Here is a 23,271-nt window from a genome sequence, read left to right on the forward strand (position 1 = left end):
GTGATCAAGGAAGTTGCAACTTCCTTGATCACCGCGGGGGTGGAGCGGGGTGGGTGCTCAGGCGCGGTAGACCTGGCAGACCGACGGGCGGGGCTGGCCCGTGCCGTCGTAGGGGAACGTGGACGCCGGGGCGTCGATGGTGGCGGTGTCGATCTCACCGGGGTGCTGCACGGCGACGAACACGGTGCGCCCGTCGTCGGCGATGACCGGGCCGCAGGCCTCCGCGCCGGCCGGCACGGACGCGAACTGCCGCACCTGGCCGCGGTTCGGGCCGTCCACGACGACCTCGAACAGGCCGTCGTTGGTGCCCAGCGTGCTGCCGTCCGTGGAGATCCACAGGTTGCCCGTGCTGTCGAACGCGACGTTGTCGGGGCAGGAGATCGGCGAGACCTGCGCGGGGTCGAAACCGCCGAAGTAGGTGCTCTGGTCCTCCGGGTCGCCGCAGACGAGGACGAGGTTCCAGAAGAACTCCGTCGCCGCGGCGTCGTCGCGGGCCTCGACGATCTCGACGACGTGGCCGTCCTTGTTGATCGGTCGCGGGTTCACCTCGTCGACGGCGGGCTTGTACAGGGTGCCGCGCTGGGTGTTGTTCGTGCACGCCAGGTACACGCGCCCGTTGACGGGGTTGCGCTCGACGTCCTCGGGGCGGTCCATCTTGGTGGCGCCCACGGCGTCACCGGCGGCGCGGGCGTTGACCAGCACCTCGTCGACCGACATGCCCGGGACGAGGGAACGGCCGTCCTTCGTCAGCTGCACCCAGCGGCCGCGGCCGTCGTAGCGCTCGTCCTCGATGCCGTCGCCCTCGAAGACGGCCACGTACAGGTCGCCGTCCTCCAGCAGCCGCATGTTGTGCTTGCGGTCGCCCTCGCGGTACTTGCGCTTGGAGATGAACTTGTACAGGTACTCGAAGCGCTCGTCGTCGCCCATGTAGGACACCGCGCGGCCGTCGGCGGCGATGGAGATGGTGGCGCCCTCGTGCTTCATGCGGCCCATGGCCGTGTGCTTGCGCGGCGTGGAGGTCGGGTCGGAGGGGTCCACCTCGACGACCCAGCCGAACCGGTTGGCCTCGTTGGGCTCGGCCGCCGCGCCGAAGCGCTCGTCGATGCGCTCCCAGCCGCGGCCGCTGCTGCCGTAGACGCCGTAGCGGTCGTCGTTCTCGCCGGGGCCCTCGCCGCCGGGCTCTTCGGAGGAGAAGAAGTAGCCGTTGAAGTTCTCCTCGCCGGACAGGACCGTGCCCCACGGCGTGGTGCCGCCGGCGCAGTTGGCGAAGGTGCCGATCGGCTTGCGGCCGGACGGGTCGGCGTTGGTGCGCAGCGCCTTCGCGCCGGCGGCCGGGCCGGTGAACTCCATCGGGGTCATCGGCGTGATGCGGCGGTTGAACTCCGAGCCGCGCACGTACGCCCACGGGGAGTTCTCGTCGGCGCGGCGCAGCTCCACGACGGACATGCCGTGGGCGGCCAGCGAGATGAGCAGCTGCTCGTCGGTGGCGTTCTCCGCGCCGTCCCAGTCGCGGAACATCAGTTCCTCGTTGGTGTACTCGTTGTTGCACACCAGCAGCGCCCGGTTCGGGTCCTGCATCGGGACGATGGTCGTGTAGTCGTTGTTGTAGCCGAACTGGCCCAGCTGGGCCTCGGCGGTCTGGTTCTCGAAGTCGAAGTCCGGCGCGCCGGGCAGGATCGGGTCGCCCCAGGAGATCAGCGGCGCCCAGGTCCAGCCGGCCGGCACGTCGAAGGAGTCCACGTCCGCCGGGACGGGCGCGATGACGTCGAAGTCCACGGCGTGGCCCGGGTCGAACGGGTCGGCCAGCAGGTTCACGTCGCCGGAGGCGCCGAAGGCGCCGGCGCTGGCCCGGGGGGCCTGCGCCACGGCGGCACCTGCGACGCCCAGGCCCACGAGCCCGGCGAGCACGCCGCGGCGGGAGACGGCCGAGCGGACGATGTCGCCGAAGTACGCGTTCTCGGTGCGGTTCGGGACCGGCTGCGCGCACGAGGTCGCGCAGCGGTAGTGGCAGGTCATCGAGCTGCGGCGCCCGGCGGGGGCGTAGGGCAGCAGTTCCAGCGTCGGGCGGCAGGCGTCCGTCGTCACGGGGGGATCTCCTCGGGCGGGGCGTCCAGCCGGGGCGGCACCCGGCCGTCGACCGCTCGGATGGCGGTCGTGCGCGGTGGACGTTAAGGATGCTGGGCGGCGGTTGAGGCTACCGGGAGGTGGAGCGAGGGTGAACCGTCGATGACCAGTAGCGAGCATGGTTTGCCTCACCTTCCTCGATGCGCTACCGGGTGTTGCGGCAGGATCACGCCATGAGCACCGCCGACGGCCTGCCCGTGGACAACCCGTTCGCCGCACCCAGCGAGCTGCCGTTCGGGCTGCCGCCGTTCGACCGGATCCGCGGCGAGCACTTCGCCCCCGCCTTCGACGCGGGGATGGCCGCCCACCGCGCCGAGCTGGACGAGCTGCTGGCCGCCGAGCTGCCCGCCGCGGAGTTCCTGGACGCGCTGGAGTCCAGCGGGCGGCTCCTGGCCCGCGCCGAGGCCGTCTTCTGGAACCTCACCGGCACCGACGCCGACGACGCCCTGCGCGCGGTGCAGGAGGAGTACGCCCCGCGGCTGGCCGCCCACCACGACGCCGTGCGCCTGGACCCGCGCGTGGTGGCCAGGGTGCGGGCCCTGCACGAGGACCCGCCGGCCGGGCTCGACGACGAGGCGCGCCGGCTGCTGGAGCGGCTGCACTCCGACGCCGTGCGCTCCGGCGCGCTGCTGGACGCCGCCGGCGCCGAACGGCTGCGCGAGCTGAACGCCGAGCTGAGCGCGCTGACGACCCGCTTCGACGTGGAGCTGCTGGCCGACACCAACGACCTGGCGGTGCGCTTCGCGGACGCCGCCGAGCTGGAGGGCCTGGCGCCGGCCGACCTCGCGCGCGCCGAGCGGGCCGCCCGGGACCGCGGTCTGGACGGCTACCTGCTGCCGCTGTCGCTGCCCACCGGCCAGCCCGTCCTGGAGCAGCTGCGCCGGCGCGAGACGCGCGAGCGCGTCCACCGGGCGTCCGTGGCTCGCGGCGGCCGCGGCGGCGAGCACGACACCCGCGCGCTGCTGCAGCGCATCGCGGCGCTGCGCGCCGAGCGCGCGCGGCTGCTCGGCTTCGCCGACCACGCCTCCTGGGTGGTGGCCGACGAGACCGCCGGCGACGTCGAGGCCGCCGTCGGCCTGCTGCGCAGGCTGGCCCCGGCCGCCGTCGCCAACGCCCGCGCCGAGGAGGCCGAGCTCACCGAGGTCCTCGTCGCCGCCGGCGAGGAGGCTCCCCTGCGCGCCTGGGACTGGGCGTGGTGCGCCGGGCGCCTGCGGCAGCAGCGGTTCTCGCTGGACACCGATCAGCTGCGACCCTGGTTCGAGCTGGAGCGCGTCCTGGTGGACGGGGTGTTCGCCACCGCCTCGGCGCTGTACGGGCTGTCGTTCACCGAGCGCGACGACCTGCCGGTGTACTCCGCCGGCGTGCGGGTGTTCGAGGTCGCCGGCCCGGACGGGGCGTTCGGGCTGTACCTGTTCGACCCGTACGCGCGCGCCACCAAGCGGGGAGGTGCGTGGATGAGCTCGTTCGCCGAGCAGTCCCGCCTGCTGGGGACCGCCCCCGTCGTCGTGAACTGCCTGAACGTGCCCGAACCCGCACCCGGGCAGCCGGCCCTGCTCACCGTGGAGGAGGTGGAGACGCTCTTCCACGAGTTCGGGCACACGCTGCACGGGCTGCTCTCCGACGTGCACCACCCGCGGTTCTCCGGCACGAACGTCCCCCGCGACTTCGTGGAGTTCCCCTCCCAGGTGAACGAGTTCTGGGGCTTCGAGCCGGAGGTGCTCCAGCGGTACGCCCGCCACCACGTCACCGGCGAGCCGCTCCCTCCCGGCACGGCCGAGGCCCTGCGCGAGGCCCGCTCGTTCGGGCAGGGGTTCTCCACCCTGGAGTACCTGGCCGCCGCCCTCCTCGACATCGCCTGGCACCGCCTGGCACCCGGGGACCTCGACGGCGCCGCACCCGACGACGTGCAGCGGTTCGAGGCCGCGGCCCTGGCCGAGGCGGGCGTCGCGCTGGAGACCGTGCCGCCGCGCTACCGCAGCACCTGCTTCCACCACGTCTTCGGGGGCGGGTACGCGGCCGCCTACTACTCCTACGTGTGGAGCGAGGTCCTCGACGCCGACGCCGTGGAGTGGTTCCGCGAGAACGGCGGGCTGCGGCGGGAGAACGGTGAGCACTTCCGCCGCACCCTGCTCTCGCGCGGCGGCGCCGTGGACCCGATGCGGGCGTACCGCGAGTTCCGCGGCCGCGACGCGCAGATGGAACCGCTGCTGCGCCGCCGCGGCCTGACCGCGGCCTGACCACCGCCCGACCACCGCCTGAGCGGGGCCACCCGGCCCGGACGGTGCGCGGCTCAGCGCCGCGCACCGTCTCAGCAGGCGGTCGCCACCCGGCGCGGCGCCCAGCGCGCGGACAGCTCGGCGGCCGGCACCGGCCGCGACCAGTGGTACCCCTGCGCCCGGTCGCACCCGAGCTCGCGCAGGGCGCGCGCGTGCTCGCCGTTCTCGACGCCCTCGGCGACCGTCTCCAGCCCCAGCGCGCGGGCCAGGCCGAGGACGGTGCGCACCAGCGCCGCGTCCTGCGGGCAGCTCATCCCCTGCACGAAGGAGCGGTCCACCTTCAGCACGTCCACCGGCAGCCGGCGCAGGTACGCCAGCGAGGAGTACCCCGTGCCGAAGTCGTCCACGGCGACGCGCACGCCGTGCGAGCGCAACCGGGCCAGGACGTCCCGGGCGCCCTCGCCCTCGCGCACCAGCACCGTCTCGGTGACCTCCAGCACCAGCGCCGACGCCGGCAGGCCGGTGTCCCGCAGCACCCCCAGCACCTCGGCGACCAGCCCGGGGCGCAGCTGCGCCACCGACAGGTTCACCGCCACGGTGAGCTCAGCCGCCCCCGCCGCGCGCCAGGCAGCGGTCTGCGCGCACGCCTCCCGGAGCACCCAGCTGCCCAGCGCCTCCACCGCGCCGCTCTCCTCGGCGACCGCGATGAACGCGTCGGGGGGCAGCAGCCCGCGGCTCGGGTGCTGCCAGCGCACCAGCGCCTCCACCCCGGTCGTGGACCCGTCGGCCAGGCTCACCGTCGGCTGGTAGTGCAGCCGCAGCTGCCCCTCGGCGGCCGCGACCGCCAGGTCCGCCTCCAGCTCCAGCCGGTCCGCCCGCGCCTCGCGCATCGAACGCTCGAACACCGCCACCGTCGGGCCGGTCGCCGGTCGGGCGGCGCGCTTGGCCGCGTACATGGCGGTGTCGGCGTCGCGCAGCAGCGTCCCCGCGGTCGTCCCCTCCTGCCCCGGCGCGGCCACGCCGATGCTGCACCCCACGGCGAGCGGACGCCCCTCGTGCTCCACGGGCAGGCGCAGCCGCTGCAGCAGGCGCTCGGCGAGGCGCACCGCGCCGGGCACGTCCACGTCGTCGAGCAGCACCGCGAACTCGTCGCCGCCCAGGCGGGCGGCGGTGTCCTGCGGGCGCAGGCACTCGCGCACCCGCTCCGCGCACGCCTGCAGCACCGCGTCCCCCGCCTCGTGCCCGCAGCGGTCGTTCACCGCCTTGAACCCGTCCAGGTCCAGGAACAGCAGCGCGGTGGGGCGCCCGCAGCGCTCGTGGTCCTCCAGGGCGGCGCCGAGCCGGTCCAGGAACAGCGCGCGGTTCGGCAGCCGCGTCAGCTGGTCGTAGAACGACTCGCGCAGCGTCCGCTCCGCGTGGGCGTCGTTGAGCGCCGCGCCCGCGTGCTCGGTGAACGTCGCCAGCAGGTGCCGGGTGGCCGGGACGGTGCCACCGGGGGCGTCCACGACCAGCAGCGCACCCACGGGCCGTCCGTGCACGCGCACCGGAGCGGCCCGCCAGGTGCAGTCCCCGTGCCGGCCGTGCACCTGCGCGTCCGCCCGCACCGCCTCGGCGCCGTGCCCGGCCAGGTCCGGGCACGACGGCGGCCCCCCGCCCGTGCCGTGCGCGCGCACCTCGAACCGGTCGCGGTGCAGCGCGTTCTCCAGCACCACGACGACCTCGTCGCCGCCCAGGACGCGCTGCGCCCCGTCGCACAGCAGGTCCAGCACCTCCTCCAGCGGCCGGCGGTGCGAGATCGCCCGCTGCAGCGTCAGCACCGTGCTCAGCACCAGCTCCCGCTCCTGCAGCGTGCGCAGCAGCTCCTCGCGCTCGCGCGCCAGCCGCTCACCGCGCTCGCGCTGCTCGCGCTCGCGCCGCAGCGCCCGGGCGGCCTGCAGCGCCTGGCCGAGCAGGCGCCCGGTGCCCAGCAGCAGCAGGCGCTCACCGGCGTCGAAGGGCTCCTCGGCGCGCGCGACGACCAGCAGGGCGGGAGCCGCCGGGTCGGGCACCTCCGTGCCGACGACCTCGGCGCCGGGCAGGCCGGGCAGGTCGACGGGGCCGCCGTCGCCCAGCGCCGCGAGCAGCGCGGCCGTGCTCGCCCCGTCACCGGGCAGCAGGCCGACAGCGGCCACCGGTTCGCCGGCGCGCACCACCGCGGCGACCTCGGCGTCCAGCTGCTCGGCCACCCACTGCACGGCGCGGGCCGCCATCGGGCGCGTCTGCCCGGCCTGCGCGAGCGTCGTCAGCAGCTCCACCAGGAGCAGCCCCTGCTGCCCGGTCTCCCCGGTGCTCACCGCGCGCCCCGTCCCGCGCTCACAGCGCCAGCGCGACGACGGTCTGGTTGTGGCAGCCCGCCGCGCCCGAGACGCGGGCGATCTCCCCGTTGCTGTAGTTGAGCAGCACGTCGGCACCCCCTGCCGCCTCCCGCGCGGCCCGGGCCTCGCGCAGCGGGCCGGTGCGGCTGAGCAGCTCGCGGCGCGCGACGCAGCTGAAGACGAGCATCCCGGCCGGGGCGGTGCCGCCCAGGGCGGCCGCGGCGTCCCGGCAGGCGCGGCGGGCGCCGTCGACCATGACCTCCTCGTCGCCGGCCATGACGTGCACCAGGCTGCCGTGCGGCACCTCGGAGACGAACGTCAGCGTCCGCTCGCGCGGGTCCACGCCCACGACGGTGCGCACCTCCTCGCGCCGGCGGCGCACCAGGCCGAGCGGGTGCGCGAACCCCAGGCCGGTCAGCGCGCCCTCGTCGAGCTCGCCGGCGTCCACGCCCAGGCGCTCCAGGTACACGTCCAGCGCGGGGCGGCCGTCCAGGCCCCGCACGTGGAACCCGTCGGAGTCGCTGACGACCATCGGTTCGCCCACCCGGTGCAGGCCGTGGGCGGCGCCCACGCCCAGCGGCCGGTCGGTGCCCAGCCACGCGCCCACCAGCCCGTTCTCGACGACCTCGACGGTGGTGCCGCCGGCACCGCCCGCCGCGCCGTGCAGCTGCCAGCTGCGCCGCGCCCGCGGGTCCCCGCCGGAGCCGCCACCCACGATCGGCACGGACGGGCCCAGCTCCGAGTACGCCCCGCGCACCACCGCCTGCTGCTGCAGGTCGGTGCCGTTGGGCAGCAGCAGCACCGTCGAGAACGGCCGGGAGGTGCCGCGGCAGGCCGCCGCGACCCGCGCGCCGCGCTCGTGCGGGTCCGCCTGCGCCCCGCGGGCCGTGCGCACCGACAGCCCCGGGCCCCCGAGCGCCGTGACCACCACGTCGGCGGGGGAGCCGTCGTCACCCGCGTACGCCGTCGCCGTGCTCGTGCCGACCACCGCGGCCCCGCCCGCGGCGGCGCCCACCCCGCCGGCGACGGCACCCAGGTCCAGGTCCCAGCGGGCCACGACGACCAGCAGCTCGGCGCGGCGCCCGGCGCGGGCGCGCTCCACCGCCAGCGCCGCGGACGCGGCGACGTCGGCACCGGCGTCCGCCGAGCCCACGGACAGCCAGCGGTCAGCGTTCACCCCCGCAGGATCGGCACCCGCCGGCGCCCGGTTGACCCGGTGCCGCCGCCTCGACCCGTTCGGCCCACCGGGCGCGTTCCCGGGTGCCGCCCTCCAGCGACCGGGCCGCGGTGCCGAAGCACCCGGGAGAGCACCCGGGGGAGCACCCGGGAACGCGTGCCGGCGGCGGTCGCCGGCACCCGGGCGCACCGGTGGGGGGACGCGGTGGACGAGAACGGTCAGCGGTTCGTCACGCGCGCTCCGCGCGGCGGCCACCTCCCGGTCGCCGCGGCCGGGCAAGGTGGGGGTGTGGTCAGCGCAGCTCCGCTCGCCCCGCCCCTCGTCATCGCCCACCGGGGTTACTCCTCGGTGGCGCCGGAGAACACGCTCGCCGCCTTCGAGGCCGCGCTGCGCTGCGGCGCCGACATGGTCGAGACGGACGCCCACCCCGCAGCCGACGGCTCCGCGGTGCTCATCCACGACGAGGTCGTCGACGCCACCACCGCCGGCCGCGGCCGCGTCGCCGACCTGCCCGCCGGCGAACTGGCCCGCCTGGACGCCGGCTCCTGGTTCTCCGCCGCCTACCGCGGCCAGCGGGTGCCGCTGCTGGCCGACCTGCTCGACCTGCTCGCCGGGCACCCCGGCGCCCAGCTGCTGCTGGAGCTGAAGGGCCGCTGGAGCGCGGCGCAGGTCGCCGCGGCGGTGGCGGACGTGCGCCGCGCCGGGGCCGTGGAGCAGGTGGTGGTGCAGAGCTTCGAGACCAGCACCCTCGCGCACGTGCAGGAGGTCGCGCCCGAGGTGCGCCGCGCCGTCCTGCTCGACGTGCCCGCACCCGACGCCCTCGCGCAGGGCCGCGCGCTGCGGCGCGACCTGGGCGTGCTGGCCTGCAACCCCTCCGTCGCGTCCCTCGTGGCGCGCCCCGGTGCCGTCGCCGAGCTGCACGCCGCCGGCCTGCAGGTGTGGTCCTGGACCGTCGACGAGCCGGTGCTGTGGCGGGCGCTGGCCGACGCGGGCGTGGACGGCCTCATCACCAACCGCCCCGACGGCCTGCGCGGCTGGATCGAGGCCCGCGCCGACCTGGGCTGCGAGCCCGCCGACCTGGTGCTGGCCGCCGCCAGCCAGGGCGGCCGGGCGCGCGCGGGCACCGCCGGGCAGCCGCGGCGCCCCGCCGCCCGGTAGGGCTCCGCGCCCGGCCCGCGCGCCGGGCCCGTCACCTCCGTGGCGGGCCGGGCGACCTCACTCGCCCGGCAGCACCCCGTCCGCGTCCGGCACGCCACCGTCGATGTCGTCGGCGTCCACGATCCGGTACGCGTAGCCCTGCTCGGCGAGGAACCGCTGCCGGTGCGCCGCGAAGTCCTGGTCCTTCGTGTCGCGAGCCACCACCGTGTAGAAGCGCGCCGCGCCGTGGTCGCCCTTCGGGCGCAGCACCCGGCCCAAGCGCTGCGCCTCCTCCTGGCGGGAGCCGAACGAGCCGGACACCTGGATGGCGACCTTCGCCTCCGGCAGGTCGATGGAGAAGTTCGCCACCTTCGAGACCACCAGCGTGGTGATCTCCCCGTGCCGGAACGCGTCGAACAGCCTCTGGCGCTCCTTCACCGACGTGTCGCCCTTGATGACGGGCGCGTCGAGACGGGCGGCGAGGTCGTCGAGCTGGTCGATGTACTGGCCGATCACCAGGGTGGGCTGCCCGGCGTGCTGCGCGATGAGCCGCTCCACCACGCGCGACTTCTCCGGCGACGTCGAGCACAACCGGTAGCGCACGTCGTCCTCGGCCGTCGCGTAGGCCAGGCGCTCGCCGTCCGGCAGCGTCACCCGCACCTCCACGCAGTCCGCCGGGGCGATGTAGCCCTGGGACTCGATGTCCTTCCACGGCGCGTCGTAGCGCTTGGGGCCGATGAGGGAGAACACGTCGCCCTCCCGGCCGTCCTCGCGCACCAGCGTCGCCGTCAGGCCCAGGCGGCGGCGCGCCTGCAGGTCCGCGGTCATCCGGAAGATCGGCGCCGGCAGCAGGTGGACCTCGTCGTAGACGATGAGGCCCCAGTCGCGCGCGTCGAACAGCTCCAGGTGCGGGTAGACGCCCTTCCGCTTCGTCGTCACCACCTGGTAGGTGGCGATCGTCACCGGGCGGATCTCCTTGCGGGCCCCGGAGTACTCGCCGATCTCGTCCTCCGTCAGGGAGGTGCGCTTGATCAGCTCGTCGCGCCACTGCCGCGCCGAGACGGTGTTCGTCACCAGGATCAGCGTCGTCGCGCGCGCCCTCGCCATCGCCCCGGCGCCCACGATCGTCTTGCCCGCCCCGCACGGCAGCACCACCACGCCGGAACCGCCGTGCCAGAAGCCGTCCACGGCCTCCGACTGGTACGGGCGCAGCGACCAGCCGTCCTGCGCCAGGTCGATCGGGTGGGCCTCGCCGTCGACGTAGCCGGCGAGGTCCTCCGCCGGCCAGCCCAGCTTCAGCAGCGCCTGCTTGAGGTTGCCGCGCTCGCTGGGGTGCACCGCCACGGTGTCGGGGGCGACGCGCTCGCCCAGCATCGGGGCGACCTTCCTGCTGCGCAGCACCTCCTCCAGCACCGGGGTGTCCAGGGCGTGCAGCACCAGCCCGTGCGCCGGGTCGTTCGCCAGCTGCAGGCGCCCGTAGCGCGCCATCGTCTCCGCGACGTCCACCAGCAGCGAGTGCGGGACCGAGTAGCGGGAGAACTCCAGCAGCGTGTCCACGACCTGCTCGGCGTCGTGGCCGGCCGCGCGCGCGTTCCACAGGCCCAGCGGCGTCAGCCGGTAGGTGTGCACGTGCTCGGGGGCGCGCTCCAGCTCCGCGAACGGGGCGATCGCCGCGCGGGCGTCGCCCGAGCGCGGGTGGTCGACCTCCAGGAGCAGCGTCTTGTCGCTCTGGACGATGAGGGGGCCGTCGGTCACGGGGCGTTCAACCCCGCGCGGCGCGCCGTGCTTCCGCGACGCGCCGCGGTGCTGCCGGTGAGGGGGCTCACGCCTCGACCAGGCCGCCCACCGAGCCGAAGTCGTACTCGCCGCCGTCGTAGCCGTACTGCGCGCCCTGCTGCGCGGCCCAGGCGACGAACGCCACGACGGCCACGACGAACAGCACCGTCAGCGCGATCGTCACCCAGGAGATGATCTTGCCGGCGAGGAGGAAGCCCAGCCCGCGCCGGGCGCCCTGCGAGGCGACGATCTCCCGGCGGGCGGCCGGGGTCAGCGCCAGGGACACGATCGAGGCGATCCAGCCCAGCCCGGTGCCCAGCAGCACCAGGCCGCCGACGGCCGTCCACAGCACCGCGTGCGCCGACCCCGTCACCGGCGGCTCGCCGTACGGGGGTACGGGCTGGCCGTAGCCCTGGTCGTAGCCCTGGTCGTAGCCCTGGTCGTAGCCCTGGCCGTAGCTCTGCCCGTAGTCCTGGTCGTAGCCCTGCGGGTGCCCCGCGGCCGGGACCCGGTCGTGGCCGTACGGGGACGGCTGGTCGTACCCCTGGTCGTACCCCTGCGCGTGGCCCCGGTCGCCGTAGGGGTCGTGCGCGTCCCCCGCCGGGCGTCCCGCGTCGTCGGGCTTCTCCCACCACGAGCGCTGCTGCCCGTCCCGCTCCGGCTCACCCATCGCCTGCCCCCTCCGACCCGTCGCACCGCTGCGCCCGCGGCGGCGGGCGGGTGCCGACGCTAGCCGACACCGGCTGCCCTCACTCGTCCCGTACCGCCACTCCGGTGACGCGGTGCACCGAGAAGGTGCGCACCGCCCCGTCCGCGCGGTCCAGGGCGGTGATCCGGCCGCCCGCCACCTCGATCGGCTCCACGAGGTGCCGGCGCGGTGCCCCGTCGGCGTCGGCGTACCCGATCCACGCCGCGCGGCGCTCCGCGGCGGCCTGCCGCAGCAGCACCAGGGACGTGGAGGGGTCCAGGTGGTCCAGCGCCGGGGCACCGACGTGCTCGGCGCGGCGCCGCTCACCGGCCTCGGCGTCCTCGTCACCGGTGCGCAGCGAGCGCACGGCCGCCGTGAGCAGCGCCGGCGACGGCGGGGGAGGCTCACCGGTGACCGGGCGGGGCGGGGTCCGCGGGCCGCTGCGCAGCACCGGGGGCCGGTGCACCAGCAGCTCCCCGCCGGGCCCCTCGGCGGCGGGCGCCAGGCCCACCGCCCGCAGCACCGCCAGCACCTCGTCGGGCTCGGCCTGCGCGGCCAGCACGGTCGGCGCCAGGGGGCGCAGCCCCAGCGCCGCGCAGCGGCGCTCGGTCAGCAGCTCGGCCAGCACGGCCGGGTCCTCGGCGCGCACGTAGCTGCCCGCGCGGCCCACCCGCACCCGTCCGTGCCGGCGCGCCACGTCGCGCACCAGGTACTCCAGCGGCTGCGGCACCCCGGTGGCGGAGACGTCGGCGAGGAAGCGCAGCGCGTCGTCGGCGGTCAGCCCCTCGTCCAGGCCGTGCCGGACGGTGCCGGCGTCGAACCGGTAGACGGTGGCCCCGCCGCGGCTCTCCACCCGCGCCAGGGCGGCCAGCCGTTGCGCCAGGTGGCTCTCCAGCGGCCCGGGGGCCACGGCCGTCAGGTCCGCCTGCAGCAGCACCCGCGTGACCGGGGCCGGCAGCGCCGCCGCCAGCACCGCCGCCGCGGCGTCCTCGTCGCCGTCCAGCAGCGCGCGCCCGGCGGGCGAGAGCGCCCCGGCGCCGAGCACGCCCAGCCAGCCGGCGTCGCGCAGCGCGGAGCGCACCAGCTCCTCGCGCAGCCGCCCGGCGCGCCGGGGCGCCTCCCAGCGCAGGAGCGCCGCGAGGTCGTCCGCGTCGACGGCGCCGCCCTCCCCGGCGGCCGCCAGCTGCGCCAGCACCGAGCGGCGCACGGCGAGGGCCGCGCCGCGGTCCAGGTCGGGGCCCAGCGCGTTGCGCAGGGCGTCCTTGGCGTCCCGGGTGCCCACCAGCGCCGGCACCCGGGTGGAGCCCAGCCAGGGGCGGGCCAGGTCCAGCCAGCGCACGGGCACGTCCTCCTCGCGCCAGGCGTCGAAGGCCGGGGTGGGCAGCCAGCGCGGCTCCACCTCGGCGTCGTCGGCGACCAGGCCCGCCAGGTGGGCGACCTCGGCCACCAGTGCGGCGGTGGCCTCGTCCACCTCCAGCGCGGCGGCGGTGCGGCGCAGCTCGCGCACCCCCACGCCGCCGGCGCGCAGCACCGGCGGGGGAGCGGCGCCCCACAGCAGCCCCAGCTCCTCCACCAGGCGGCACGCCTCGGCCGCGGCCTCCGCCGACGCGGCGGCCACCTGCTCCGGGCGCCGCCGCTGCACCCGCGGCGCCGGCGCCTCCCGGTCGGGCGCGCGGTGCACCCGGCCGCCGCGCAGCGCCAGGCCCACCTCGCGCGGCAGCACGACCGTGCCCGGGCCGGACACCGCCAGCAGCCCGTGCGCCAGCAGCCAGTCCACCGGGCCGGTGGCGCCGGCCGCCCGCACCTGCCGGTCGGCGCGCTCCACCGATCCCGTCGGCGGGCCCCACGTCAGCTTCTCCAGCAGCGCGCGCACGCCCTCGGGCGCGTCGGCCAGCAGGGGTTCCAGCACGGCGGCGTCGCCCAGGTGGGCGGCCAGCCGGCCCAGGGCGGCCTCGGGGTCGTGGGTCACCGGCAGGCCGAGGTCCTCCAGGAGCTCGGCCAGGCGCTGCGGGGAGCGGCGCCCCAGCGCCTCGGCCAGCGGCGGCCCCAGGCCCGCGGGGTGCGGGCCCAGCAGGTCGCGCACCGCGTGCACCAGGTGCAGCCGGCGGTCCGGCCCCCACAGCAGGGCCCGGGCGCGCAGCCGCGCGAGCACGTCGTTCGCCCTGGCTCCCCACGCGCGGGTGACCGCCGTGGCGCTGGTGGGGGTGGGCAGCACGGCCAGCACCTCCGCCACCTGCAGCGCGGGGGTGTCGAGGGCGTCCAGCGCCCGCTGCACGCTGGCGCGGGTGGTGGCGCGGGTGGCCAGCGCCGTCGTCGAGCCGGGCAGCGGGGAGGCCAGGTCGGGGCGGGCGGCGAGCAGCGCCTCCAGCTCGTCGTCGCCGCGCGCGCGCAGGTCCTCCGCGAGGGAGCGCGGGGTGCTGCGGGCGGGGGTGGCCATCCGGGCGAGTCTAGGTCGGGGCCGCGCGGGGCGCCTCAGCGCGCGGGCGAGAGCGGCGGGTGCGCGGGCGGGTGCGCGGGCAGGTGCGCGGGCAGCCCGAAGTGCGCGAACAGCCGGGTGTCCAGGAACGAGGTGATGCGGCGGACGCGCCCCTCGCGCAGGTCCAGCACGTGCAGCGCCCACGGCACCAGGCGCCCGTCCGCCCCGCCCGGCTTGTACTGGGCGAACGCCGGCGAGCCGTTGGCGTCCGTGCGCAGCAGCCGCGAGCCGCGGCACGCGCGGCCGGGGCCCACCATCCAGCGCACCACGTCCCGCGGTCCCGACAGCCACATCTCGAACGGCGGCATGTTCTGCGTGACGTCCTCGGCCAGCAGCGCCACGAAGGCGTCCATGTCGTAGGACTCGAAGGCCCGCACGTACCGCTCCAGCAGTTCGCGGTGCTCGGCGTCCAGGTCCGTCCCGCCGGCGCCGGTGAGGGCGTCGGGGTCCACGTCCGGGCGCGCGGCGAGGGTGGCGCGGGCGCGCTGCAGGGCGCTGTTGACCGACGCCGTCGACGTCTCCAGCAGCCCGGCGACCTCCTCGGCCCGCCAGCGCAGCACGTCGCGCAGGACCAGCACCGCGCGCTGGCGCGGGGGCAGGTGCTGCAGGGCCGCGACGAACGCCAGGCGGATGGACTCGCGCGCCACCGCCACGTCGGCCGGGTCGCCCGCCTCGGGCAGCACCCGGGTGTCGACCATCGGCTCCAGCCAGGTGTCCTCCGGCCGCCGGGCGGCCAGCGAGGCCTCCACCGGCTCCCACGCCGCGGCGGACAGGTCCATCGGGCGGGCCCGGCGCCCGCGCGACTCGATCGCCGTCAGGCACACGTTGGTGGCGATGCGGTACAGCCACGAGCGCAGCGACGAGCGGCCCTCGAAGCCGGCGGCGGAGCGCCAGGCGCGCAGCAGCGTCTCCTGCACGGCGTCCTCGGCGTCGAACGCCGAGCCGAGCATCCGGTAGCAGTAGCCGGTCAGCTCGCGGCGGTGCGCGGCCAGGAGCGGTTCGAGGTCGGCGGCCGCGACCCCGGGAGCGTCGGCGACGGGCGCGGCGACGGTGCGATCGGACGGGGCGGGGGCGGGGATCGTCACGCCGCACAGACAAGCACGGGGCACCGACACGGCGGGAGACCTCGTGTGAACCGCATCACGATCGGGCTCGTCGTCGCGGTGCTCACAGGTGGGGGAGCTACGGTCTCCCGCACCGACCGAGTGCTCGGTCGGTCGGGTGACGCGGTCGTCGCCCGGGATCTCGAGGAGGCGTCGTGGCCCTGTCGAACACACCCCCCGTCCCCGCCGCCGGTGCGCCCGCCCCCACCGGCGCGGGCGTCCCCGCCGGCGGGGGACCGAGCGCGCCGCGCTCGTTCGTGGTGACGCTGACCCTGGCCCAGTTCGGGCTGTTCCTGGCCCTGCTGGCCCCCGTCATGGTGACCATGCAGCTGAAGGCCTCGCAGCTGGACCCGGTGGACCCGGCGTCCGTCATCGGCGCGGTCCTGCCGTGGGGCGCGCTCGGCGCGTTCATCGCCAACCCGCTGTTCGGGATGCTCAGCGACCGCACCCGCAGCCGCTTCGGCCGCCGCCGCCCCTGGATCCTCGGCGGCGCGCTGGTCTTCACCGCGGCCCTGGTGTGGGTGGCCGGTGCGCCCAGCGTGCTGCAGCTGGGCATCGCCTGGTTCGTCGCGCAGGTGGCGGCCAACGCCGTGCTCGCCTGCCTCATCGCCGCGGTCGCCGACCAGGTGCCCGAGCGCCAGCGGGCCACCGTCTCCTCGTGGGTGGGCATCGCGCAGAACGCCAGCGTCCTGCTCGCCTTCGTCATCGCGGTGCGGTTCACCTTCAGCATGTGGCCGCTGTTCCTGGTGCCGGCCGCGATCGGCCTCGTCACGGTGCTCGTCTTCGTCGCCCGCCTCGACGACACCCCGCACCCCGAGCCGCGCGAGCCGTTCGACCTGAAGGCGTTCGCCCGCACCTTCTACACGAGCCCGCGGAAGAACCCCGACTTCGCGCTCGCCTGGTGGTCGCGCTTCTTCATCATCTTCGGCTCGTTCATGTTCACCACGGTGCGCGTGCTGTACCTGGAGCACTCCTTCGCGCTGGACGCCGGCGGCGCCACCCTCGTCGCCCTAGTCGGCGTCGCCGTCTACACCGTCGCGCTCGTCGTGGCCGCCCGCGCCGCGGGGTGGGCCTCCGACCGCTTCGGGCAGCGCAAGGTGTTCGTCGCCCTGTCCACGGTGCTGTTCGCGGTGGGTCTGGTGATGCTCGCCCACGTGGAGACCACCGGCGGCTTCTACCTCGCCGAGGTCGTCATGGGCCTGGCCTACGGCGTGTACCTGGCCGTCGACACCGCCCTGGTCATCGACGTGCTGCCCTCGTCCGAGGAGGCCGGCAAGGACCTCGGCGTGCTCAACATGGCCAACGCCCTGCCGCAGAGCCTGGCGCCGGCCGCGGCCGCCGCCCTGCTCGCCGTCGGCAGCGCCACGAGCGAGAACTACGGCCTCATGCTGTGGGTCGCGGGTGTCGTCACCGTCCTCGGGGCCGTGGCGATCATGTTCGTCCGCAAGGTCCGGTGAGCGCGGTGGCGGTGCAGACTGTCGCCGTGACGACCGCTCCGACCACCCCCGCCGCCGCCCGCGAACGGGCCCTCGACGTGGCGCTGGAGCTGTTCGGGGCGCGCGGCTACCGCGGCACCGCCATCGCCCTGGTGGCGCAGCGGGCGGGGCTCAGCCAGTCCGGCCTGCTGCACCACTTCCCGACCAAGGCCGCGCTGCTGACCGCCGCCCTCGCGCACCGCGACGCCCGCACCACCCCGGTGCTCGTCGGGCGCGAGGAGCCGGTCGGGTGGGCGGCGTTCGAGGGGCTGCAGCGCCTCGTGGCCGCCAACGCCCGCGACCGCGCGTGGGTGGAGCTGTTCGTGACGATCTCCGCGGAGGCCGTCGACCCGGCCCACCCGGCGCACGAGTGGGCCCGCGACCACTACGCGGGGATCACCGCCTGGATCAACGCCGCCCTGCGCGCGGGGGTCGCCGCCGGGGAGGTCTCGCCCGAGGCCGACGTCGACGCGATCACGGCCGCCACCGTCGCCGTCATGGACGGCCTGCAGGTGCAGTGGCTGCACTCCGGCGCCGCCGAGGGCACCGCGATGGTCGCCGGCTTCCGGGCCTTCGCCGAGTCGATGCGAGCCCGCTGGGGCACCGCCGGCTGAACCGCCCGCGCCCCCGCGCACGGCCCCGCCCCTCCCCGGGGCGGGGCCGTGCGCGCGTCAGCCCCCGGCGAGCGGCGCCACCGACGCCATCGACGCCGGCAGGTCCTCGGCGTGCAGCACCAGCAGCCGCTGCGTCGCCCGCGTCAGCGCCACGTACAGGTCGTTGGCCCCGCGCGGCCGGCGCAGCACCGCCGCCGGCTCCACGAGCACCACCACGTCGAACTCCAGGCCCTTGGCGCGCTGCACGTCCAGCACGCTGACGTCGGCGTCCAGGTCGTCGGGGGAGGCGGCCACCGCCCCCGGCTCCAGCGCGCGGGCCACCGCCGCGCGCAGCGCGTCCGCGCCCAGCGGGCCGTCCTCGTGGGCGGTCAGCACCGCCACCCGGCCCTCGTCCAGCTCCTCCAGCACCCGCCGCACCCGCGCCACCACGCCCGGGGCGTCGTCCGGGCCGGCCAGGCGCACCGCCGCCGGGTCCACCTCGCCCTCGCGCACCGGCGTCGGCGGCTTCGCGTCGATCCCCGCCGCCAGCAGCACGTCCGCCGCCACCCGCGCGATCCGCGCCGGGGTGCGGTAGTTCACGGTCAGCTCCTCCAGCCGCCAGCGGTCGTCCACCACCGGCTTCAGGGCCTGCGCCCAGCTGCGCGCGCCCGCCGGGTTCGACGTCTGCGCCACGTCGCCCACCAGCGTCATCGAGCGCGCCGGGCAGCGGCGCTCCACCAGCCGCCACGCCATCGCCGACAGCTCCTGCGCCTCGTCGACCACCACGTGCCCGTACGCCCACGTGCGGTCGGCGGCGGCCCGCTCGGCCACCGTGCCGCTGGGCCCGTCACCGGCGAAGCGGTCGGCCAGCAGCTCCGGCGTCACCAGCGTGTCGCCCACCCCGGACGCCTCGAAGGCCTCCAGCACCTCGCGGGCGTGCGCCAGCTGCTCCTCGCGCTCGGCCTCGCGCGCCTCGACGGCACGGTTCTCCTCCAGCGGCCCCAGCAGCTCCGCCAGCTCGTCCAGCAGCGGCACGTCCGCCTCGCTCCACGCCTGCGCGTCCTCGCGGTGCAGCGCCTCGCGGTCCGCGCGCGGCAGCTGGGGCGCCGCCCGCCGCAGCTGCTCCGGGTAGCGGTACAGCCCCGCCAGCACCTTCTGCGGCGTCAGCGGCATCCAGCACAGGTTCACCTCCCGGCGCACGTCCACCGACTCGCGCAGCTCCGCCAGCAGGTCCTCGCGCTCCTCGGTCAGGTCCACGCCCCGCGCCCGCGCCAGCTGCTGCACCAGCGAGTTCAGCACCTCGCGCACGAACAGCACGCGCGCGGCGTTGTGCGGCCGGCGGCTGCGGCGCGCCCGGGTGCGGGCCGAGACGACCGTCTCCGGCCGCAGCACGAGGCGGGTGCCGTCCAGGTCGAAGCGGATCGCGCGCTCCGGCACCCGCTGGCGCGCCGCCACGGCCGCGGCCAGCACGTCCACCATGACGGCCGAGCCCTTCACCCGCGCCGCGCGCGGGGAGTCGTGCCCGCGCGCGACGACGCCCGGGAACAGCTCACCCAGCGTCATCGTCACCACGCCCGTCTCGCCCAGCGCGGGCAGCACCTGCTCCACGTAGCGCAGGAACACCGGGCTCGGCCCCAGCAGCAGCACGCCGCTGCGCGCCAGCCGGTCGCGGTGCGTGTAGAGCAGGTAGGCGGTGCGGTGCAGCGCCACGGCGGTCTTGCCGGTGCCCGGCCCGCCCTGCACGACGAGCACGCCGCGCTCGGAGGCGCGGATCACCCGGTCCTGCTCGGCCTGGATGGTGGCGACGATGTCGCCCATGCGGCCCGTGCGCGGCGCGGTCACGGCGGCCAGCAGGGCCGCGTCGCCCGTGGTGCGCTCGCCGTCGGCGGCCACCAGCACCTCGTCGTCCACGGCCGTGACGTGCCGGCCCTTCGTCAGCAGGTGCCGGCGGCGCACCACGTCGCGCGGGGCGGCGGCGGTGGCCTGGTAGAAGTCCTGCGCCGCGGGGGCGCGCCAGTCCACCAGCAGCTGCTCGCCGCGCTCGTCGGCCAGCCCCAGCCGGCCCACGTAGCGGCGCGGGTCCTCGGTGCCCTCGCGCAGGTCCAGGCGGCCGAAGCACAGCCGGTTCTCCACCGACCACAGCTGGGAGAGGCGGTCCTCGTACAGGGTGGCGAACGCGTCGCGCTCGAAGCGGTTCTGGTGCGTGCCGGTGGCGCGGGTGCGGCGCACCTCGGCCAGCTGCACGGCCGTCTGCTCGCGCAGCTCGTCCAGGCGCGCGTACAGGCGCCCGACGTGGGCGTCCTCGCGGGCGACCTCCTCGGCCGCGCGCTCCTCGGCGCCGCTGCCGTTCGCTGCGCTGGTCCGGTGCCCCTGCGGGCGCTCGGTGGGCTGGCTCACTCGGCGGTCTCTCCTGACGCGCGTGCCTCGTTCGCGGACCCGGAGAGCCTAGGCCCGTCCCCCCGGCGGCGGGCACGCCGGTCACCCGCCCGCGCGCCGCCGCGCCGGGTCCGGCGGCGGAGTTCAGCGCCGGCCGAGGACCCCGGCGACGAACGCGGCCTGCCCCGCGTGCTCCAGGTCGTCGTCCAGCACGCTCACCAGCCGCACCCCCAGCGTCACCGGGGGGTCGTAGGAGTCGTCGACCACGCGGTCGAGGTCGGCGTCGGTGAGGGTGCGCAGGTAGCGCTCGGTGCGCTCGTGCACCGCGTCGACGTACCCGCCGAGCAGCTCGGCGCTCGCCCGCACCCGCCCGACCTGCTCGGCGCTGAAGCCGTAGCCGATCTCGTCGTCGCCGAAGGGCAGGTCGAAGCGCCGAGCCCACCCGTCCGCGGTCCACACCTGCTCGTGACCGGCGACCTGCGCGACCTGGGCGTCCTGCCCGCGCGCCAGGTGCCACACCAGCCAGGCGATCGTGTTGGCGCCCGGGTCCAGCCGGGCCGTCAGCGCCGTGTGGTCGCACCCGTCCAGGACGGCGTGCACGGCGGGCGGGATGCGGCCGAAGCCGTCGAGCAGCAGGTCCTTGGCGTCCACGACCCCTGCCTAGCGCCCCGGCCGCCGCCGCGCACCCCGGGAGCGCGTCAGCGCAGCCAGCGCCGCAGCTTCCTGGAGGAGGCCGCCTCCCAGGCGGCGTCGACGGCCTCGCGGCTGGCGGCGGCGTGCCCCACCTCGGCGGCGAACAGCCGCCCGCAGGTGAACGCCAGCCGCTGCGGGTCCCGGCCGGCGAGGCGGTGCAGCACCTCGCGCACCACGACGGAGTCCTGGTGCTCGCCCAGCACCTCCTGCAGGCCCTCGACCGCCTTCGCGTACGCCTTGGCCTCCTCGCCCCACAGCGGCACCAGGGACTCACCGGCGTAGCGGGCCTCCTTGGCGCGCTTGCGGGTGTCGTGGAACAGCTCGTCGGCGTGGGCGGTGGGCACCGCGGGGTCGGCGTCGGCGGCGTACGCGGCGCGCACCCGCTTGCGCAGCTTGCGGTCGGTGGCGCGCACCAGCGCCGGCAGCACCTCCTTGGCCCTGCCCAGGGCGAGCGGGGACCACGGCTCGGCGTCCAGCGGCGCCTCGACCACCTCGTCCAGGCGCCGCAGCAGCGCCGCGTACCGCTCGCCGTCCAGGGCGCGCAGCAGCTCCTCGTGAGCGGCGCGGTAGTCCGCCTCGAGGACCTCGCGCAGCGCCGCGGCCGCGACGTCCGGGTCCTCGCCCTCGACGGGTTCCAGCGCGCCGACGGCGGCCACCAGGCGGTCGCGCATGACCTCCGCGTCGCGGGCGCCGCCCAGCTCGTCGGCCAACCACGACAGCTCCTCGCGCAGCTGCTCGGGCGCGCCGTCGGTGAACAGCGGGCGGTACGTCTTCAGCGCGCTGCGCAGCCGGCGCGTGGCCACCCGCGCCTTGTGGACGCTGTCGGGCACGTCCAGGCGCACCAGCGGGTCGTTGGCGGTGATCTGCTCCACCTGAGCGGCCAGGTGCGCGCGCACCACCTCCCCGGCCGGCGACTTCCGCTTCAGCGCCGCCGGCGCGGTGGCGGGCGCCCCGGCCCCCAGGGCGCGCGCCAGCTTCGAGCCGTGCGGGGCCTCGGCGACGCCGTGCGCGCGCAGCTGCGCGTCCAGGGCGCGCAGCAGGTCCCGGTCGCCCTCGACGAGCTCCACCTCCAGCTCGCGCCAGGTGTCCGGCTCGGGCGCCGGGCCCTCGGCCAGCAGCCGCCGCGCCTCCACGCGGTCGTCGGCGACCTCCGCCAGCACCCGCCCGGCACCGTCCACGACGTGGCGCACCGTGCGTTCGGTGGTCAGCTGCGCCACCGGCACGAGCGGCTCGCCGCGGGTCAGCGCCCGCACCATCGTCGTCAGCTGCGCCGGCACCTTGCGGGTGGCGCGCCCCGGGGGCAGGCGCACCTCGCGGCGCGCGCCCGCCACCGGCAGCTTCAGGTGCCAGCCGGCGTCGTCACCACCGGTGCGCCGGCGCAGCGTGACCCGCGCTGCGGCCAGGCGCTGCCCGGGGGTGTCGAAGTAGACGGCCTCCAGCCGGGCGGTGCGGGCCTCGCCGTCCAGGCCCTCCAGCTCCGGCAGCGCGAAGTCCTCGCCGACCGCGTACTTCAGCTCGACCTCGTCGTGGGTGGTGGTGTCCGCGTTCGCTCCAGCCATCCCGCCGATCCAACCCGACGCGGCGGCCTCGCGCACCCGGAAGCCGCCCGGGCCCGGCGCGGGGCCCGCGCGTTGGGCCGGTCGGGGGACACCGCGTTTCACGGCGCACCGCCGCCGCGATGAGCAGCACGTGAACCAGACCGCGGCCCTCGAGCAGTGGTGGGCGTCCCTCGACGAGGGGCAGCGCCACCAGGCCCGCGCCATCGCCCCCGGCGACCCCCTCCCCGAGGTGGTCGCCCTGGAGCTCATGCTGCACGGCGTGCACGTGCCGGACGTCACCGTCGTGCTGGACGTGGACGGCCTGCTGACGCGCACCACGGTGCACGTGCAGCCCGCGGCGCTCGCCGACTTCCTCGCCGGGGTGCGCGCCGTCCTCTGAGCGCGCCGCAGCCCGTCGCGGTTCAGCCCGTCACGGTTCAGCCCGTCACGACGTACAGCAACCGGTCCCCGGCCCGCAGCGTCGCCACCTCCGGGTCGCCGTAGCGGATCGGGCGCCCGTCGCGCACGACGGCCAGCACCGGCACGTCGAACGACTCCGGCGAGCGGCCCACCTCCGCGGCGCTCACCTGCCGCTCGGCCAGGTCCAGGCCGGTGCCGAAGGAGACCAGGTCCTCCACGACCTCCACCGCGGCGGGGCTGTCGGTGGCCATGCCCAGCAGCCGGCCGGCCGTCTCGGAGGAGACCACCACCGAGCTCGCACCGCTCTCGCGCAGCAGCTCGGCGTGCTCGGCCTCGCGGGCGGCGGCCACCACGGACACGCGCGGGTTCAGGCGCCGGGCCGCGAGGGTGGCGAGGATCGCGGTGTCGTCGCGGTCCAGGGCCACCACGACGCGGGCGGCGCGCTCGACGAGCGCGGCGCGGAACGTGGCCGTGCGGGTCGCGTCTCCGGTGATCGAGAGGTACCCCTCCTGGGCGGCGTCCGCGGTCGCCCGCGGGTCGCTGTCGACCACCACCAGGCGCTCCTTGGGGTGGCCGTGCAGGCGCAGCTGGCGCACCGCGCTGCGCCCCTTCGTGCCGTAGCCCAGGACGACGACGTGGTCACGCATGCGGGCCCTCCAGCGGGCGAGGCGGATCTCGGTGCGCGAGCGCTCGGTGAGCGCCTGGATGGTGGTGCCGACCAGCACGATGACGAACGTGATCCGCATCGGCGTCACCACGAGGGTGTTGAGCAGCCGGGCGCTGGGGGTGACCGGGACGATGTCGCCGTACCCGGTCGTCGTCAGGGTGACGGTCGTGTAGTAGAGCGCGTCGAGGACGGAGACCTCACCGTCCAGGCTGTCGTTGTAGTCGCCGCGCTCGGCCACCACCATGCCCCAGGCCACCAGCACGAGGGCGAACGCGATGGCGAGCCGGAGCGCGATCGCGCGCAGCGGTGACAGGCGCCGCCCCCGGGGCAGGCGCGTCCTCACGTCGGGTTCGTGCACGCCCCCTGCCTACCGCGCCCGGGCCGGGGGCGCCCCTCCGGCTCGCCGGGCGGTGACGCGGCAGTGTCCCGCCGGTGGTGGGCACCACCGGCGGGACGCG

General features: G+C 76.6%; 16 protein-coding genes. 5 read left to right on the plus strand and 11 right to left on the minus strand.

The genetic code is table 11. The features are described 5' to 3' along the window. Positions 1–57: 57 nt before the first annotated feature. Positions 58–2,016, minus strand: coding sequence for a PhoX family protein (locus tag V9U69_RS00425; protein WP_442907515.1), 1,959 nt, complete (start codon positions 2,014–2,016; stop codon positions 58–60). 281 nt (positions 2,017–2,297) lie between these two features. Here V9U69_RS00425 and V9U69_RS00430 point away from each other — a divergent pair, with 281 nt between their 5' ends. Next, complete coding sequence (locus V9U69_RS00430) at positions 2,298–4,361, plus strand: M3 family metallopeptidase (RefSeq protein WP_337059314.1); 2,064 nt, start codon at positions 2,298–2,300, stop codon at positions 4,359–4,361. Positions 4,362–4,432: 71 nt separating this feature from the next. On the opposite strand, the gene V9U69_RS00435 is transcribed toward V9U69_RS00430, so the two are convergent. Next, entirely contained in the window at positions 4,433–6,673 is a 2,241-nt protein-coding gene (locus V9U69_RS00435) for a putative bifunctional diguanylate cyclase/phosphodiesterase (protein ID WP_337059315.1), read from the minus strand. A gap of 19 nt (positions 6,674–6,692) precedes the next feature. Next, the gene (locus V9U69_RS00440) at positions 6,693–7,871 is read right to left on the minus strand and encodes an FIST signal transduction protein (protein ID WP_337059316.1); all 1,179 of its coding nucleotides are present in this window, start codon (positions 7,869–7,871) and stop codon (positions 6,693–6,695) included. A 288-nt stretch (positions 7,872–8,159) separates the two neighbouring features. On the opposite strand from V9U69_RS00440, the gene V9U69_RS00445 reads away from it, so the two are divergent. Beyond that, complete coding sequence (locus V9U69_RS00445; protein WP_337059317.1) at positions 8,160–9,029, plus strand: glycerophosphodiester phosphodiesterase; 870 nt, start codon at positions 8,160–8,162, stop codon at positions 9,027–9,029. Positions 9,030–9,086: 57 nt separating this feature from the next. Here the strand turns inward: V9U69_RS00445 and V9U69_RS00450 are convergent, their stop codons facing one another. From V9U69_RS00450 to V9U69_RS00465, 4 genes are all read right to left on the minus strand, one after another. Next, a complete protein-coding gene (locus tag V9U69_RS00450; protein ID WP_337059318.1) occupies positions 9,087–10,763 on the minus strand; it encodes a DNA repair helicase XPB in 1,677 nt (558 codons plus the stop codon). A 67-nt stretch (positions 10,764–10,830) separates the two neighbouring features. Beyond that, positions 10,831–11,454: a DUF4190 domain-containing protein gene (locus V9U69_RS00455; protein ID WP_337059319.1), complete on the minus strand. Its 624-nt coding sequence runs from the start codon at positions 11,452–11,454 to the stop codon at positions 10,831–10,833. 79 nt (positions 11,455–11,533) lie between these two features. Beyond that, positions 11,534–13,909, minus strand: coding sequence for a helicase-associated domain-containing protein (locus tag V9U69_RS00460; protein ID WP_337059320.1), 2,376 nt, complete (start codon positions 13,907–13,909; stop codon positions 11,534–11,536). A 35-nt stretch (positions 13,910–13,944) separates the two neighbouring features. Then, positions 13,945–15,027 (minus strand): sigma-70 family RNA polymerase sigma factor, encoded by a 1,083-nt coding sequence (locus V9U69_RS00465; RefSeq protein WP_442907517.1) that lies wholly within the window; start codon positions 15,025–15,027, stop codon positions 13,945–13,947. Between the two features lie 179 nt (positions 15,028–15,206). Between V9U69_RS00465 and V9U69_RS00470 the strand changes: the two genes are divergently transcribed. Then, positions 15,207–16,508, plus strand: a complete 1,302-nt coding sequence (locus tag V9U69_RS00470; protein ID WP_337059322.1) for an MFS transporter — start codon at positions 15,207–15,209, stop codon at positions 16,506–16,508. A 26-nt stretch (positions 16,509–16,534) separates the two neighbouring features. Beyond that, a complete protein-coding gene (locus V9U69_RS00475) occupies positions 16,535–17,140 on the plus strand; it encodes a TetR/AcrR family transcriptional regulator (RefSeq protein WP_337059323.1) in 606 nt (201 codons plus the stop codon). Between the two features lie 57 nt (positions 17,141–17,197). Here the strand turns inward: V9U69_RS00475 and V9U69_RS00480 are convergent, their stop codons facing one another. From V9U69_RS00480 to V9U69_RS00490, 3 genes are all read right to left on the minus strand, one after another. Further along, positions 17,198–19,516, minus strand: coding sequence for a HelD family protein (locus V9U69_RS00480; RefSeq protein ID WP_337059324.1), 2,319 nt, complete (start codon positions 19,514–19,516; stop codon positions 17,198–17,200). A 123-nt stretch (positions 19,517–19,639) separates the two neighbouring features. Further along, entirely contained in the window at positions 19,640–20,146 is a 507-nt protein-coding gene (locus V9U69_RS00485) for a mycothiol transferase (RefSeq protein WP_337059325.1), read from the minus strand. A gap of 47 nt (positions 20,147–20,193) precedes the next feature. Then, the gene (locus tag V9U69_RS00490) at positions 20,194–21,747 is read right to left on the minus strand and encodes a CYTH and CHAD domain-containing protein (protein ID WP_337059326.1); all 1,554 of its coding nucleotides are present in this window, start codon (positions 21,745–21,747) and stop codon (positions 20,194–20,196) included. Positions 21,748–21,877: 130 nt separating this feature from the next. Here V9U69_RS00490 and V9U69_RS00495 point away from each other — a divergent pair, with 130 nt between their 5' ends. Then, entirely contained in the window at positions 21,878–22,126 is a 249-nt protein-coding gene (locus V9U69_RS00495) for a hypothetical protein (RefSeq protein ID WP_337059327.1), read from the plus strand. 37 nt (positions 22,127–22,163) lie between these two features. Here the strand turns inward: V9U69_RS00495 and V9U69_RS00500 are convergent, their stop codons facing one another. Beyond that, positions 22,164–23,156 carry a potassium channel family protein gene (locus V9U69_RS00500; RefSeq protein WP_337059328.1) on the minus strand — a complete coding sequence of 331 codons (993 nt, stop codon included), beginning with the start codon at positions 23,154–23,156 and terminating at the stop codon, positions 22,164–22,166. Positions 23,157–23,271 lie beyond the last annotated feature (115 nt).

This window comes from Kineococcus sp. G2 (assembly GCF_037154035.1).
Lineage (GTDB): Bacteria > Actinomycetota > Actinomycetes > Actinomycetales > Kineococcaceae > Kineococcus.